Here is a 14,843-nt window from a genome sequence, read left to right on the forward strand (position 1 = left end):
GTAGACGACCGGGTTGATAGGCTGGAAGTGGAAGCGCAGTAATGTGTGGAGCTGACCAGTACTAATAGGCCGAGGACTTGACCACAAAGCAACTTTTGCTCGCGTCCACTACGCAATTCTGAGACAACAAACAGTTGGTTTGTGTGTTTCATAGGGTTACGGCGGTTATGGCGAAGGGGAAACACCCGGTTACATTCCGAACCCGGAAGTTAAGCTCTTCAGCGCCGATGGTACTGCACCGGGGACGGTGTGGGAGAGTAGGTCACCGCCGGACAATCTTTCACGAGGGGCCTCCACCACGCGGTGGGGGCCCTTCGTGCTTTCACCAGTACTACTCCCACACGTCCTGGGCTTTCCGGGCCCCCGGAGGACCGGCGGGGTTTTATGAGAACGAGGGCTTCCGCCGCGGGCGGGGGCCCTTTTTGCGTTGCGGGTCCTTAGACGCGGGTCTTAGGCACGGGTCTTGAGGGCTCTACCGGCACACCCATGGGAAGGGAAGACCACCGGGCCGACCAGGACCATGAAACCCCGGGCGGGATCCTAGACGTGGAGTTCGCCGGAGAGAACGGTTACCGCGTGTCCCGCGAGTTCGACCCGGTCGCCCCTTACGGCCGTCTGGACCACGCCTCCACGCTGTGACAGTTGGGCGCCCACCAATCTGTCGGAACCGAGCTTGGCCGACCAGTATGGTGCGAGCGCACAGTGGGCGGAGCCCGTCACCGGATCCTCGGGGATTCCCTCCCTGGGAGCGAAGAATCGGGACACGTAGTCGGCGCCGGGGCGTGAGGCCCGAGCCGTCACAATGATGCCCCGCGCGTCGACGGCCTCCAGGGCACGGAAGTCGGGGGCGGTGGCGAGCACGGCCTCCTCGGACTCGACCTCCACGAGATAATCCCAAACATTTTTTCCTGTCCAAACAGGTTTAACTCCGAGCGCATCGATCATCCCTTCCGGAGGGCTCATCGCTTGGAGTACTTTTGCCGGGAAATCCATGCGGATTAAGCCGTATTTATCCCTGGTCGCGGACAGGATTCCGCTCTTCGTCGAGAATTCGAGGGTTTCTGGGACCGTTCCTGTGGAATACAGCACATGCGCCGCGGCCAGGGTCGCATGCCCGCACAGGGCCACCTCGGTCACCGGCGTGAACCAACGGAGCGGGTACGGTCCGCCGTCCTCCGCTCCGAGCAGGAAGGCTGTCTCGGAGTGCCTCATCTCCGCCGCCACGGACTGCATCCAGGCGTCGGAGGCCGGATTGCCGAGTACGCAGACCCCGGCGGGGTTACCCTTGAAAAATTCATCGGTAAACGAATCGACCGTGTAGACGAGCATGACGCGATGCTAGCGGCGCCGAAGATATCGGTTGAAGTTGGGTCAGGAGATCAGGCAAAGTCGGGGATCAGGCAAACCAGTGCGGTAGCCGTACAAAGTGGAAATAAGCGCTGGGCGTGTCGCATGGCGAACTTCTCGTCGTCGGTTACCGTCCAAGGTGTAGGGACAGGCCGGGTACGGCGTGGTCCTGGCGAAAGGACGAGCCGATGGGGGCAGTGCGCAAGGTGGCGAGCTACCTTGGCCTGGGCGGGGCCGAGCATTATGACGAGTCCTACGACTACGAGGACGAGGTCGAGGGCGAAGAGGAAGACTGGCAGTCCGCCGCGGAGCGCGCGGCCAAGCGCTGGCGGGCGATGAACGAGCCGTCGCGGATCGTGATGTTGACGCCGATGAAGTACAACGACGCCCCGGTCATCGGGCAGCACTTCCGTGACGGTCAGACCGTCATCATGGATGTCAGCGGGATGAGCACCGCCGAGGCCACCCGTATGGTCGACTTCGTCGCGGGGTTGGCGTACGGCTGCGAGGGGCGCATCGAGCGGATCGCGGAGAAGGTCTTCCTGCTGGCTCCTGCCGAAGTGGAGATCACCAACGGCTGAAACCGGAGCGGCCTTGCCGGTACGGGTCCTGTGCGATCGTCAGCGATCGGGCCCGGTACGGGTGCGAGGCCGCTCTTGGCGAGCGTCCGCGTACCGGATGGCGAGGCCCTTGGCGGAAGCATGTTCACCTCCGGTGGTATGCCCGCCCCCGCCCCCGTAGCGAGGCCGCTTCACGGGAAGTGTCCGCAGGCCCGTGTGCGCCCCTATGGCGACGCCGCTTCACGGATGCGGGTCCGTGGTCTCTCCGCCGGTACGTCCTTACGGCGAGGTCGCTTCACGGGAGGCGCGTCGACGGCGATGTGCCCCGATGACAGGGCGGCTCGGTGAGCAGGGGATCCGCCGCGCCGTGCGGGTTCATGATACTTCTCGCGATGTGCGTCCGTGATGAGGCCGTAGGAGAGACCAAGATCAGCCTGCCCGGGGGCCCCGGCGGAGCAGGCGGGTGAGTTCGGTCAGGTCGGAGGTCGCTGTTTTGATCCGGCCCTCCGACTCGTGGGCGTACTCGTGCAGTGCCCACACCGCGCCCTGGGCGAGGTCCCTCAGCTCGGCGAGCTGCGTGACGACGTATTCGGCGTCGGCGCGCTCACGCTGCCGTCTGCGCCACAGCCTGTAGACGCCTCCCACGGCAGGCAGGGGCGCGAGCAGCGCGAGCGGGAGGACGGGAAGGACGAGCGCGACCACCAGGATCACCGGGGCCAGGGCGAGCAGCAGGTAAGCCGCCCAGGGACGGCCGCGGACCGGTGCTCCCTCGGTGGCGATCCGCTCCTCGGCGGCACCCAGCGACTCGGGATCCGGGCCCTCGGGCCTGAGCGTCACGCGGTGGCCGAGGATCGGTATGGCGACCGACTCGGGGGCCTCGGCGCGGGTGGCCTCGGCGAGGCTCTCGCCCGCCGCTCGTACGATGGGCGCGGCCACGTGCAGCGCGATCGCGGCCAGGTAGGGGTGGGAGCCGGGACGCAGGTCGCCGAGCAGGTGGCTGGTGAGCGGTCTCATCGGCCGTTCGGGGGTGCCGGAGCCCGTCAGCTGGCGGAGCACGGTCAGCGGCTCGTCCTCGCTCCACACGACGGTCGCCTCGCCAGAACGGTCCGTCTGCGCGGCGGTGATGAGCGCGAGACCGCCCAGGCCGCCGGTCGCCTCCTCCGTAAGGCCGCGTGCCTCACCGGTCGCTCCGGCGTCCGTCCGAGCCGCGGAACCGTTCGCGGATTCGGTCTTCTCGGCGGTGGTGCCGTCGCCTCCCCTGCTCTCGCGGGCCGAGGTGATCTCGGCGCAGCGGTCGAGCAGGTGGGCCAGCCGGGCGGCGGCGTGTACGGGGGCGGCCAGCTCGGGGAGCCCGGCGAGCTCCCCGAAACCGGCCAGGGCCGGTGAGACGGCCGTGGCGGGCTCGTCGGGGATCAGCGCGTGCAGCCACCGGTCGGGCTCGGACGCGGGGGAGGCGGCCACCGCGTCGAGCTTGCGGAGAACGAAGATCTTGCCCGCCGGGCCGTACGCCCCGCGTGCGGCGGCGAGCCAGAGCGCCCGCTGGCCGTGGGTCACCGGGCGGTCCAGGGACAGCTCCCCGAAGGCGGTGCCGAGCCATGAGGCGTGGATGCGGTCGCCCTGACCGGCCACGGCGAGGGCGAGGCAGAGGAAGAGCGCGGTCCGCTGCTCGTCACGCTGAGCGGCGCGGGCGAGGGGTTCGAGTGACTCCTCCCCGCGCATGAGCAGCACGAGCGCCTCGACGGCCGGAGCCAGCCAGTGATCGGGTACGTCCTCGAAGTCCGTCGGCGTCTCGATGGGGACGATACCGGCGGCCAGGTCGGTGAGGAGCGCGTCGGCCCGGCGGCGCAACTCCGCCCCGGCGGGTGAGTCCGCGACGTGCGCGTCCCCAGAACGCGGGTGCGAGTTCGCGACCTGCGACTCCTCGGGGTGCGAGCCTTCGGAGTGCGAGCCCGTGGTGTGCGAGTCTGCGGTCAGGTCGGTGTCCACGTTCGCGGTCGGCTCCGTGTCCACACTCGCTGCCAGATCCGCGTCCAACGTCGCGACCAGGTCGGTGCTCAAGCCCGTGGCCAGGTCGGTGCTCGGGTGCGTGGTGTCCGTGCTCAAGTTCGCGGTCAGGTCCGTGCTCAAGGCAGAGAGCTCCCCGAAGTTGTGACCGATGACCGCGCCAGCGTATTGCGCTTCGGACATCCCCGCAGGGAGGCGCGCCGAACATGACTTTGCCAGACGATCGCCTTCATTTTCCCAATAAAGACGATCATCTGGTGGACAGGTTACATGCGCTCGGGCACCGGGACGCCGAGAAGGCTCAGGCCGGTCTCCAGAACCTTCAGGGTCAGCGCGCACAGGGCGAGCCGCGAGGCGCGGGTGGCCGCGTCGACGTCGTCCTTCAGCACCGGGCAGTTCTCGAAGAACGTGGTGAAGGCGCTCGCGGTGTCGAAGAGGTAGGAGGCCAGCTTGTGCGGCGCCGAGTTCTCCGCCATCTCCTCGACGACCGAGCCGAACCCGAGGAGCTGCAGCGCCAGGGCGCGCTCGGCCGGGTGGCCGAGCACGATCGGGCCGCTCGCCTCGGCCGGGGCCACCCCGCCCTTGCGGAAGATGGAGCGGATGCGGGCCTGGGCGTACTGCAGGTAGGGGCCGGTGTTGCCGGTCAGGGCGAGCATGCGGTCGAAGTCGAAGACGTACTCGCTGTCGTGGCTGACCGACAGGTCGGCGTACTTGACCGCGCCCATGCCGACGGCGTGCGCGATCTCCGTGCGCTCGGCGTCGGGGTAGTCGCTGTCCCTGAGGACCTCGGCGGCCCGGGTCTCGGCCTCGTCGAGCAGCTCCACGAGCTTGATGGACTTCCCGCTCCGGGTTTTGAACATCTTGCCGTCGGAGCCCAGCACGCTGCCGATCTGGACGTGCTCGGCCCTGACGTGGTCGGGCAGCCAGCCCGCCATCCTGGCCGAGTCGAACACCAGCGACATGTGCAGCGACTGGGTCGCGCCGATCACGTAGAGGATGCGGTCGACCTTGAGGTCCTGGACCCGGTAGCGGATCGTGGCCATGTCGGTGGTGCCGTAGCCGTAGCCGCCGTCGCTCTTGCGGATCATCAGCGGCAGCGGCTGGCCCTCGCGGCCGGTGTAGCCGGGCGGGAAGACGCAGAGCGCGCCGTCGCTGAGGACGGCGATGCCGCGCTCCTGCAGCTCGTCGCAGACCTGGGCGAGCACGTGGTTGTACATGCTCTCGCCGGCGATGTCGTCGTTGGTCAGCGTCACGCCGAGCTGGACGTAGACCTTGTTGAAGTAGCGGACCGTGGCGTCCATGAAGATGCGCCACAGGCGCATCGTCTCGGGCTCCTCGGCCTGCAGGGTGACGACCCGGGCGCGGGCGCGGGCGTTGAACTCGGGGTCGGTGTCGAACTTCGCGCGGGCCGTCTGGTAGTAGACGTTGCCCTCTCCGGCCTCCAGCTGGGCGACGGCGACCTCCTCGCCGATGTCGAGCAGGTGCTCGATGAGCATGCCGAACGGCGTGCCCCAGTCGCCGAGGTGGTTCTGCCGGATGACCTTGTTGCCCAGGTGCTCGTGGACCCGGGCGAGCGCGTCACCCACGATCGTCGTGCGCAGGTGGCCGACGTGCATCTCCTTGGCCGCGTTGGGCGCCGAGTAGTCGATCACGACGGTCTGCGGCGGGCCGGACGGGCGCACGCCGGTGCGCGGGTCGGAGAGGATCTCGGAGGCCCGCGCCCTGATCCACTCGTCGGAGAGGGTCAGGTTGAGGAAGCCGGGGCCGCTCACCTCGACGGTGCCGGGGAACGGGTCGTCCTGGGCGTCCCCGGCCCGGCCGGTGAGGTGCTCGGCGATCTCCTGGGCGACCTCCCGCGGTGCCCGGCGCAGTCGCTTGCTCAGGCTCATCGCCACGTTCGCCTGGTAGTCGGCGAACTGCGAGGGACGGATCAGCGGGTCTGCGTCGGAGTATTCCGCACCGAAGGCGGCGGCCAGCGCCTGCTGGACGCGCTCGGTCAGTGCGAGCTGCGGGTCGGTCATGCTCCAAGGGTATCGGCTGGCCGGTCCCGAACCGATTGGATATCGCCCTGGATCGGCTCCGTACGGCGGGATCGCACGATCATGAAGACGCCCGTCAGCACGACCCCGGCGGCGACGCCGAGTCCGGCCGCGGTGAGACCGGCCGCGGGGCCGCCGAGGGTGAGCGCGAAGAACTCGCGGGTGAACGGGACGGCGAGGGCGAGCGCGAACAGCCCGGCCATGGAGGCCACGAGCGCGATCCGCCACCAGACGTACGGGCGGGCGACGAGGGCCAGCACCCACCAGGCGGCGACGAACAGCGTGATCACCGCCGAGGTGCGGCTCTCCCCCAGGGTGGCGGACCCGCTCTGGGCGATCCAGTACGACAGGTAGACGGCGGTGGCGCAGACGATCCCGGCGGGGACCGCCAGGCGGAGCACGCGGGGTACGAAGCCGCTCCTGGCGCGCTCGTTGCTCGGCGCGAGCGCGAGGAAGAAGGCGGGGACACCGATCGTCAGCGCGTTGATCAGCGTGGAGTGCCGGGGGGCGAACGGGAACGCGAGCCCGATGACCCCGGTGAGCAGGGAGAGCACGATCGCGTAGAAGGTCTTGGTGAGGAAGAGCCCGGCGACCCGCTCGATGTTGGCCAGCACCCGGCGGCCCTCGCCCACCACGGAGGGGAGGCTGGCGAAGCCGTCGTCCATCAGCACGATCTGGGCGACCGCCCGGGTGGCGCCGCTGCCGGAGCCCATCGCCACGCCGAGGTCGGCGTCCTTGAGCGCGAGCACGTCGTTCACGCCGTCGCCGGTCATCGCGACCGTGTGCCCGCGCGACTGGAGCGCGCCGACGAACAGCCGTTTCTGGTGCGGGCTGACCCGGCCGAAGACGGTGTTGGCCTCCATGATCTCGGCGAGCTTGTCCGGATCGTCCTCCGGCAGGGTGCGGGCGTCCACCGCCCGGTCCCCGCCGGGGATGCCCAGGGAGGTGGCGATGGCCGACACCGACTCGGGGTTGTCGCCGGAGATGACCTTGACGGTGACGTGCTGCCCGGCGAAGTAGGCGAGGGTCTCGGCCGCGTCGGGGCGGATCCGCTGCTTGAGCACGATGACGGCCGCGGCCTCGACGGTGCCGAGGTCGTCGGGGTCGCGCAGCGAGGCGACCTCGCACAGGGCGAGCACCCGCAGGCCGGTGGCGGCGAGCGCCCCGGCCTCGTCGTACGCCGGGGTGCCGGGGGGCAGGAGGACGTCGGGGGCGCCCAGGACCCAGCCGCCGTGGTCGCCGAACTCGGCGCCGCTCCACTTGCGGGCCGAGGAGAAGGGGACCTTCGCGGTGGCGGTCCAGCCGGGCGAGTCGGAGTAGCGGACCTGGACGGCGCGGGCGGTGGGGTTGGGGTCGGGGTCGAGGTTGGCCAGCGCGCCCAGGGCCTCGTGCACGGGCAGGTCGTCGCGGAGCGGGCGGACCTCGTCGAGTTCCATGCCGCCCGAGGTGAGGGTGCCGGTCTTGTCGAGGCAGAGCGTGTCGACCCGGGCCAGGATCTCGATCGCGGGCAGTTCCTGGACCAGGCAGCGGCGCCTGCCCAGCCGGATCACCCCGACGGCGAAGGCGATGCTGGTCATCAGGACCAGGCCCTCGGGGATCATGGTGACGATGCCGGCGACCGTGCCGGTGACGGCCTCGCCGACGCTCGTCTGCCTGCTGACCTGGCTCCAGGTGAGCAGGGCGCCGATCGGGATGACCAGCCAGGTCACGTACTTGATGAACCGGGTGACGCCGTCGCGCAGCTCCGAGTGGGACAGGCTGAACGCGCTGGCCTCCTCGGCGAGCCTGGCCGCGTAGGCGTCGCGGCCGACCCTGGTCGCGACGTAGGCGCCCCTCCCGGCGACCGCGAAGCTGCCGGACAGGACCTCGTCGCCGGGACGCTTGTGCACCGGGTCGGCCTCGCCGGTCAGCAGCGACTCGTCCACCTCCAGCCCGTCGGCGTCGACCACCTCGCCGTCGACCAGCGACTGGTCGCCGGGGGAGAGCAGGACGAGGTCGCCGAGTACGACCTGCCGGGGCGGGATCTCGGTGTCGGCGCCGTCCCTGCGGACCTTGACCGGGGACTCGTTGACGATGGCGAGCCGGTCGAGGGTGCGCTTGGCGCGGAGCTCCTGGACGATGCCGATGCCCGCGTTGGCCACGATCACCAGTCCGAAGAGCCCGTCCTGCCACTCCCCGAAGATCATGATGAGCACCCAGAGCGCGCCGATCACCCCGTTGAAGAGGGTGAGGACGTTGGCCCTGACGATCGCCGAGACCGACCTGCTCGACCGGCGCCTGACGTCGTTGACCTGTCCCGCGGCCACCCGCTCGGCGACCTCGGCCGAGGTCAGCCCTCGTTCCGCCACCTGCTCCACGCGGCCCCCCGCTTGATCGACTGAGACTCAGGGTCAGGGTACGCGGCGCCGGAGAACGCGGTGGGAGGTGTCACTGGATATACCGTAAATATCACCGCAGGTAGGTGGCGTATTGTCCGGAGACGGTGTGTCACCAGAGGCGGTGCGGGCGGGGGGCGGAGGCGAGGCGCTCGCCGATGCGGCCCACCACGCCCTCCCGGGCCAGCGTGGCCGCGAGCACGCAGGCGGCGCTCACCCCCTTGGCCTGTGAGGCGCCGTGCGCGATGACCACGGTGCCGTTCAGGCCGAGGAGGACGGCCCCGCCGTGGACCTCGGGGTCGAGCCGCCGGTGGAGCTCCCTGATGCGCCTCTTCTGCAGCAGGCCGCCCACCCTGGCCGCCCGGCTCTCGCTGATCGTCTCGCGGAGCTCGGAGAAGGCGTAGCGGACGCTGCCCTCCATGGTCTTGAGCGCCACGTTGCCGGTGAAGCCGTCGGTGACGATGACGTCCACGGTACGGGTCAGCAGGTCGTGGCCCTCGATGTTGCCCGCGAAGTCGAGGCCCGGGGCGGCCGACAGCAGTTCGTGGGCTCGCTTGACGAGCTTGTTGCCCTTCTCCGGTTCGCTGCCGATGGTCAGCAGGCCGACCCTGGGGCTCTCGACGCCCAGGGCGGTTTCCGCGTAGGCGGCGCCGAGGTGGGCGAACTGCACCAGCATCTCCGGCTTGACCTCGGCGTTCGCCCCGGCGTCCAGCAGGACGGTCGGGGTGGGCCTGGTCGGCAGGGCGACGGCGATGGCGGGCCTGAGCACCCCGGGCTGGCCGCGCAGCCGGAGCTTCCCGGTGGCCACGATCCCGGCGGTGGACCCGGCGGAGACCACGGCGCAGGCGTCGCCTCGCCGTACGAGGTGGCAGGCGACGGCGATGCTGGAACGCGGGCGGCGCAGGCTGGCGAGGGCGCCCTCGTCCATGGCCAGAGCCTCCTCGGCCCGTACGATCGGGATCTCGGTGGTCGCGTCGTACCGGGAGAGGGCCTCGGACAGGGGGCGGGGGGCGCCGACGAGCACGACGGAGATCCCGTGCTCTCGTACCGCCTGCACGGCTCCCGCCACGATCTCGTCGGGGGCGTTGTCGCCGCCCATCGCGTCCAGGGCGATCGGCAGGACGCCGGGAGCGTCGGTCTCAGGCAAGCGGTCACCTCGTGCGGGATGGTTTGTCCGCATCGTAGGCGGGCTTTGGACCTGATCGGTCCGTCGGGCCGATCAGGGAGTGCCGGGGAGATTCCAGTCGCTTCTCTCCCGCGAGACGATGACTTTGCCGAAGGTGACCCGGCCGACGACCCTGATGACCGGGCCGTCCCCTTCGCCCGTGCCGCCGGAGATGCTGCGCTTGGCGAACAGCGCGCCGACCTCGTCGATGACGTGGGCGTCGCGAGGGACCCTCACGATCAGCTTGCCACAGTAGGAGTTGACCTCAAGGGTGATCTCCCGGCCCGGGAGCACCGCGTCGGACAGGTCGACGATCAGCGCGCCGAAGGTGGCGCTCAGCGCGGTGTGCCGCCCGGCGATCCAGCGCCCGCCGCGCACGACCTTGCTGAAGACGGCGGCGACCTCCTGCCGTCCGGCGGTGGCTCCGCGGGCGGGCGCGGTGACGTCGGGCAGGTCGCGGGTGAGGGGGACGAGGTCGGCCGTCGTGACGGCGGTGTAGGCGGCCTCCAGCCGATCGGCGTGCTCGACGCTGGTCAGGCGGCCGGTGGCGAACGCCTCGCTCAGCACCGCGGCCACCTGGTCGCGATCGGCGTCTGAGGCGCGCAGAACGGGTTCATAGGGCGTCATGACTGCGAGTGTACGACTATTCAAGATATATCGCGACATCTCCCAGGGGAAGAAATCGCCGAGATATGGAACCGACCATAGGTCGGTTTACGTCCGGTATGTAACACGTTCGAGACGTACGAAGGGTCAGTGAGGTTTACCGCAGCAAGGACAAAAATTCTCGGCAAAGGAATGGTGATCTTGAACGAAGGCTCCAAGCGCGGGTTCCGTGCCTACACCGCGAAGCACCTTGACGACCTGTTGCGCAGGGGTGGCCTGGGCGACACCGAGCGGCTCCGGATCAGAGCGGTGGCGACGGTGTTGCCCTTCCGGACCAACGCCTACGTAGTGGATCAGCTCATCGACTGGTCCGCGGTCCCCGAGGACCCCGTCTACCGGCTGGTCTTCCCCCAGGAGGACATGCTGCCCGAGGCGGACGTCACCGGGCTGGCGGGTCTCCTGGAGGCAGGTGCGGGGAACGCGGAGCTCCAGGCGGCCGCGAACAAGGTCAGGATGAGGCTCAACCCGCACCCCGCCGGGCAGCTCGACCTCAACGTCCCGCGCGTCGGCAGGGAGCCGGTGCCCGGCATGCAGCACAAATACCCTGAGACGGTGCTCTTCTTCCCCCGGCAGGGGCAGACGTGTCACGCCTACTGCACCTACTGCTTCCGGTGGGCCCAGTTCATCGGGGAGCCGGACCTGAAGTTCGCCTCCGACGACGTGGACGCCCTCGTCCGCTATCTCAAGGACCACCCCGAGGTGACCAGCGTGCTGTTCACCGGCGGCGACCCCATGATCATGGGCGAACCCGTGCTCCGCCGCTATCTGGAGCCGCTGCTCGACATCGAACAGCTCGAATCCATCCGCATCGGCACCAAGTCCCTGGCCTACTGGCCGCAGCGGTTCGTCTCCGACCCCGACAGCGACGACACGCTCCGCCTGTTCGCCTCCGTGGTGGACGCGGGCAAGAACCTGGCCTTCATGGCGCACTTCTCGCACCCCCGGGAGCTGGAGCTCCCGATCGTCGAGGCCGCCGTCGCGGGGATCACGGCCACCGGCGCGGTCGTCAGGACGCAGGCGCCGCTGATCCGGTCGATCAACGACGACCCCGGGACCTGGTCGTCCATGTGGCGCAGGCAGCTCACCATGGGCATGATCCCGTACTACATGTTCGTCGAGCGTGACACCGGCCCGCAGGACTACTTCGCGGTGCCGCTCGCCAGGGCCTACGAGATCTTCAGGGACGCCTACGCGAGCGTCTCCGGGCTGTGCCGCACCGTACGGGGGCCGTCGATGTCCGCCACGCCCGGCAAGGTCTGCCTGGACGGCGTCGCGGAGATCGCGGGGCAGAAGGTCTTCGTGCTCCACCTCATCCAGGCGCGCGATCCGGAACTGGTCGGACGCCCCTTCTTCGCGAGGTACGACCCGGACGCCGTGTGGCTCACCGACCTGCGCCCGGCCTTCGCCGACCGCTTCCCCTTCGAGCCCGCTCCCGCCGCCCCCCGGCGGCTGTCGGCCTGACCCCGCCCCTCTGCGGCCGGGGGGAGACGGGCCGGTGCGCACCGGCCCGTCTCCCGCCGCCTCAGCGTCCCGGGCCCCGCACGGAGGTGCGACGGGCGATCTCGGCCTGGAGTCTGGCCATCTGCCAGTGCAGCTCGATGAGCTGCTCGGTCAGCTGGAGACGCGGAATCTCTGATGGGTCCTCGACGGACAGGTGGTCGATCGCGGTGGACAGCTCTCGCATCGCGCGCCCCCACTCCATGACGGCTTCCTTGGATCGAAACAACGTTCGAATCATACCGGAACACCGAACACGCTGTCAGTCCATTGCCTCCCGTGTCCCACCCGGGGACGTGACGTATCGCGTTAGTTCTGGTATTCGGGCGTCACGTACCCGCGGGCCACGGTGTGGGCGGTGATGTTGAAGCCCACCACGGCGGGCGGGGTGTCGGCGTCGAGGCCGAGCTTCTCCACGTCGAGGGCGTGGACCGCGAAGATGTAGCGGTGCGGGTCCCCGGGCGGCGGTGCGGCGCCGCCGTAGGCGTTGTGGCTGTAGTCGTTGCGCCCGTGCACCCCCACGCCGCCGTCACCCGCGCCCGCGCCCGCGGGAAGCTCGGTCACGTCGGCCGGGATGTCGAACAGCAGCCAGTGCCAGAACCCGCTGCCGGTGGGGGCGTCGGGGTCGAAGCACGTCACGGCGTAGCTGAGGGTGCCCTCGGGGGCGCCGGACCAGCGCAGGTGGGGAGAGACGTTCTGGCCGGTGGAGCCCCAGTCGTTGAACACGTGGGTCTCCGCCATGCGCTCGCCGTCGCGGACGTCGTCGCTCTCGACGGTCAGCGCGGGAACCTGGGGCAGGAAGTCATACGGAATCGGTGGCCGCGTGGACACGATTCACCTCCGATGGAAGCGTCTTGTCGGTCGCTCCTCATCCTGCCCTGCCGCCGGACCCCGTAGTGATCGGAGGCCGTGGCGTTCGGACGCCGTTGTCCGAGGCCGTGGTGATCAGACCTTGTTGTAGGCGGCGAGGACCGTCTTCGGGTCGCCGTCCATCTTGATCTTGCCCTTGTGCAGCCAGATGACCCGGTTGCAGGTCTCCTCGATCACGTCGAGGTTGTGGGCGACCAGGAAGACGGTGCCGGCCTCGTCGCGCATCTTCTTGATGCGGTCCTGGCTCTTGCGCCGGAACTCGCGGTCGCCGGTGGCCAGGGCCTCGTCGATGAGCAGCACGTCGTGGGACCTGGCCGAGGCGATGGCGAAGCGGAGCCTGGCGCCCATGCCCGAGGAGTAGGTGGACATGGGGAACTGCACGAACTCCCCGATGCCGGAGAAGTCGACGATGTCGTCGTACTTCTCCTTGACCTGCTTGGGGTTCATGCCCATCGCGTAGCAGCCGAGCACGATGTTGCGCTCGCCGGTGAGCTCGCGCATCAGCGCGGCGTTGACGCCGAGCAGGGAGGGCTGGCCGTCGGTGTAGACGGCGCCGGAGTGCGGGGGCAGGAGCCCGGCGATGGCGCGCAGCAGCGTGGACTTGCCGGAGCCGTTGCGGCCGACGATGCCGATGGCGTCGCCGTGGCGGGCCACGAAGGACACGCCGCGCACGGCGTGGACCTCCTTCATCTGCGGCCGTCCCTGGCGCTTGACGAGGCGCATGAGGGCGTTGACGGCGTTGCCCTTCTCCACCTCGCTGGCCGCGCCGTACACCCGGTAGATGATGTGCAGGTCGTCCACGATGACCGTGGGGGTGCCCTCACGGTTATCGGCGGGGGCGGGTTCCGGGTTGGGGTGCACCCGGACATCCGTGCTCGGCACGGCGGGCTCCTCGGCCTTCACTCGGGACAGCTCCTCGGTCAACTCAGCCACGGCCGTACTTCTCCTCGGCTCGCCAGAAGTACCAGAAGCCGCCGAGCAGAGCGAACACCGCCCAGAATACGCAGACCGCCCACACGTACGGCCGGGGGTCGTGGGTATGCATGAGCAGGTCCCGCATGAGCTCGATGTACGCGGCGGCGGGGTTGAAGTACATGACGTCGGCGACCCACTGGGGGAGACCGGCGCCGCCCGGGCCCACGACCTTGTCCTCGATGGAGAAGAAGACGCCGGAGGCGTAGAGCCAGGTGCGCATGATGAAGGGGAGCAGCTGGTTCAGGTCGCGGGAGGTGGAGCCGACCCGGGCGAGCACCAGGCTCGCGCCGATGTTGAACATGGTCTGCAGCAACAGGGCGACCGGGACCAGCAGCCACATGAGGGTGAGATCCTCGCCGGTGATCAGCACCAGCCCGAACAGCACGCCCATGGAGATGAGCAGCTGCTGGAACTCCTGGATCGTGTAGGCGAGCGGGAGCGCCGCCCGGGGGAAGTGCAGGGCACGGATCAGCGACAGGTTGCCGGAGATCGCCTTGGCGCCGCTGCTCACCGAGCGCTGGGTGTAGGTGAAGACGAACATCCCGGTGATGAGGAAGGCCGGGTAGTTCTTGATGTCCCCCTTCGCGCCGAGGATCAGGCCGAACATCACGTAGTAGATGCCCGCGTTCAGCAGTGGCGTGAGGACCTGCCAGAACTGGCCCAGGGCCGAGTTGCTGTACTTCGAGACGTTGCGCGACGTGGCGTACGTCATGACGAAGTGCCGTCGTTCCCACAGTTGGCGCAGGTAGACGAAAAGACTCGGGCGTGCGATGGCACGCCGAAGTCCGTGGCGCGCGGCGAGCTTGGCCAGCGGCTCTTGCCCCTGCACGGGGATGCCGTTACTCGGGCCGCCCGCCTGGGCGTCCGCGATCGCGGATTCCGGCTGGCTCATGGCAAGGACTCTATTGGATGCGAGTGGATGAAGTGCCTGCGGCGGGGGTCCGCCGCACACATTGGACGGGATCTCCGGGCAACAGGTTCCAGGGCAATTGCGCGGTTCTCCAGCGGGAGACCGGGCCCTTCGCGGTCAGGTCAGCGCAGGCCCAGGTCAGGGTCATCGGAGGGTAAGGGATGCGAGCAGTGTCGGCGCGGGGGTATTTTGGCGTGACCGTTCTTGTCCTACGTGTGCCCTGATGTCGTTTTCATGCACATTCGGGATCTTGGTCTTGTCGAGTTGGCAGGTATGTGACGCCGAATCAGTTCATGCGTGACCGAACTGCAACATCACAGATATAAGTCGGTGTGGAGCGGTAGGGAATAGTCGCGATCGATCGGTGTGGCGTCAGCACCCGGACCGGAACAGCGGGAAGCAGGGACCACAAGATCCTCCTTCGCGGTGCTCGGG

The 14,843-nt window shown here is 69.0% G+C and carries 12 protein-coding genes and 2 rRNA genes; 4 read left to right on the forward strand and 10 right to left on the reverse strand.

The window, feature by feature from the left end; genetic code table 11:
• Positions 1-85: ribosomal RNA gene (locus tag ACW9TB_RS18850) — 23S ribosomal RNA — on the forward strand; the annotation flags it as partial.
• A 72-nt stretch (positions 86-157) separates the two neighbouring features.
• Positions 158-274: ribosomal RNA gene (gene rrf / locus ACW9TB_RS18855) — 5S ribosomal RNA — on the forward strand.
• Between the two features lie 266 nt (positions 275-540).
• On the opposite strand, the gene ACW9TB_RS18860 is transcribed toward rrf, so the two are convergent.
• The gene (locus ACW9TB_RS18860) at positions 541-1,329 is read right to left on the reverse strand and encodes a PhzF family phenazine biosynthesis protein (protein ID WP_472749311.1); all 789 of its coding nucleotides are present in this window, start codon (positions 1,327-1,329) and stop codon (positions 541-543) included.
• Between the two features lie 206 nt (positions 1,330-1,535).
• Between ACW9TB_RS18860 and ACW9TB_RS18865 the strand changes: the two genes are divergently transcribed.
• On the forward strand, positions 1,536-1,928 hold the full coding sequence (locus ACW9TB_RS18865; RefSeq protein ID WP_472749312.1) for a cell division protein SepF: 393 nt from the start codon (positions 1,536-1,538) through the stop codon (positions 1,926-1,928).
• A 408-nt stretch (positions 1,929-2,336) separates the two neighbouring features.
• Here the strand turns inward: ACW9TB_RS18865 and ACW9TB_RS18870 are convergent, their stop codons facing one another.
• From ACW9TB_RS18870 to ACW9TB_RS18890, 5 genes are all read right to left on the reverse strand, one after another.
• A complete protein-coding gene (locus tag ACW9TB_RS18870) occupies positions 2,337-4,034 on the reverse strand; it encodes a hypothetical protein (RefSeq protein ID WP_472749313.1) in 1,698 nt (565 codons plus the stop codon).
• A gap of 143 nt (positions 4,035-4,177) precedes the next feature.
• Positions 4,178-5,932: an arginine--tRNA ligase gene (gene argS / locus ACW9TB_RS18875; protein ID WP_472749314.1), complete on the reverse strand. Its 1,755-nt coding sequence runs from the start codon at positions 5,930-5,932 to the stop codon at positions 4,178-4,180.
• A complete protein-coding gene (locus tag ACW9TB_RS18880; protein ID WP_472749315.1) occupies positions 5,929-8,307 on the reverse strand; it encodes an HAD-IC family P-type ATPase in 2,379 nt (792 codons plus the stop codon). The genes argS and ACW9TB_RS18880 overlap by 4 nt, the downstream gene beginning before the upstream one ends.
• 130 nt (positions 8,308-8,437) lie before the next feature.
• Positions 8,438-9,472, reverse strand: a complete 1,035-nt coding sequence (gene plsX / locus ACW9TB_RS18885; protein WP_472749316.1) for a phosphate acyltransferase PlsX — start codon at positions 9,470-9,472, stop codon at positions 8,438-8,440.
• Positions 9,473-9,544: 72 nt separating this feature from the next.
• Positions 9,545-10,117: a DUF1707 SHOCT-like domain-containing protein gene (locus tag ACW9TB_RS18890; protein ID WP_472749317.1), complete on the reverse strand. Its 573-nt coding sequence runs from the start codon at positions 10,115-10,117 to the stop codon at positions 9,545-9,547.
• A gap of 171 nt (positions 10,118-10,288) precedes the next feature.
• Between ACW9TB_RS18890 and ACW9TB_RS18895 the strand changes: the two genes are divergently transcribed.
• Positions 10,289-11,617, forward strand: coding sequence for a KamA family radical SAM protein (locus ACW9TB_RS18895; protein ID WP_472749318.1), 1,329 nt, complete (start codon positions 10,289-10,291; stop codon positions 11,615-11,617).
• 61 nt (positions 11,618-11,678) lie between these two features.
• On the opposite strand, the gene ACW9TB_RS18900 is transcribed toward ACW9TB_RS18895, so the two are convergent.
• The 4 genes from ACW9TB_RS18900 to ACW9TB_RS18915 all read right to left on the reverse strand — a co-directional run bounded on the left by ACW9TB_RS18900 (position 11,679) and on the right by ACW9TB_RS18915 (position 14,390).
• Positions 11,679-11,882, reverse strand: coding sequence for a hypothetical protein (locus ACW9TB_RS18900; protein ID WP_472749319.1), 204 nt, complete (start codon positions 11,880-11,882; stop codon positions 11,679-11,681).
• 80 nt (positions 11,883-11,962) lie between these two features.
• Positions 11,963-12,484, reverse strand: coding sequence for a YbhB/YbcL family Raf kinase inhibitor-like protein (locus tag ACW9TB_RS18905; protein ID WP_386268682.1), 522 nt, complete (start codon positions 12,482-12,484; stop codon positions 11,963-11,965).
• Positions 12,485-12,598: 114 nt separating this feature from the next.
• The gene (locus ACW9TB_RS18910; protein WP_472749320.1) at positions 12,599-13,456 is read right to left on the reverse strand and encodes an ABC transporter ATP-binding protein; all 858 of its coding nucleotides are present in this window, start codon (positions 13,454-13,456) and stop codon (positions 12,599-12,601) included.
• Positions 13,449-14,390: an ABC transporter permease gene (locus tag ACW9TB_RS18915; protein ID WP_472749321.1), complete on the reverse strand. Its 942-nt coding sequence runs from the start codon at positions 14,388-14,390 to the stop codon at positions 13,449-13,451. Before ACW9TB_RS18915 ends, ACW9TB_RS18910 begins: the two co-directional genes overlap by 8 nt.
• Positions 14,391-14,843 lie beyond the last annotated feature (453 nt).

The sequence above is a fragment of the Streptosporangium sp. H13245 genome, assembly GCF_055690525.1.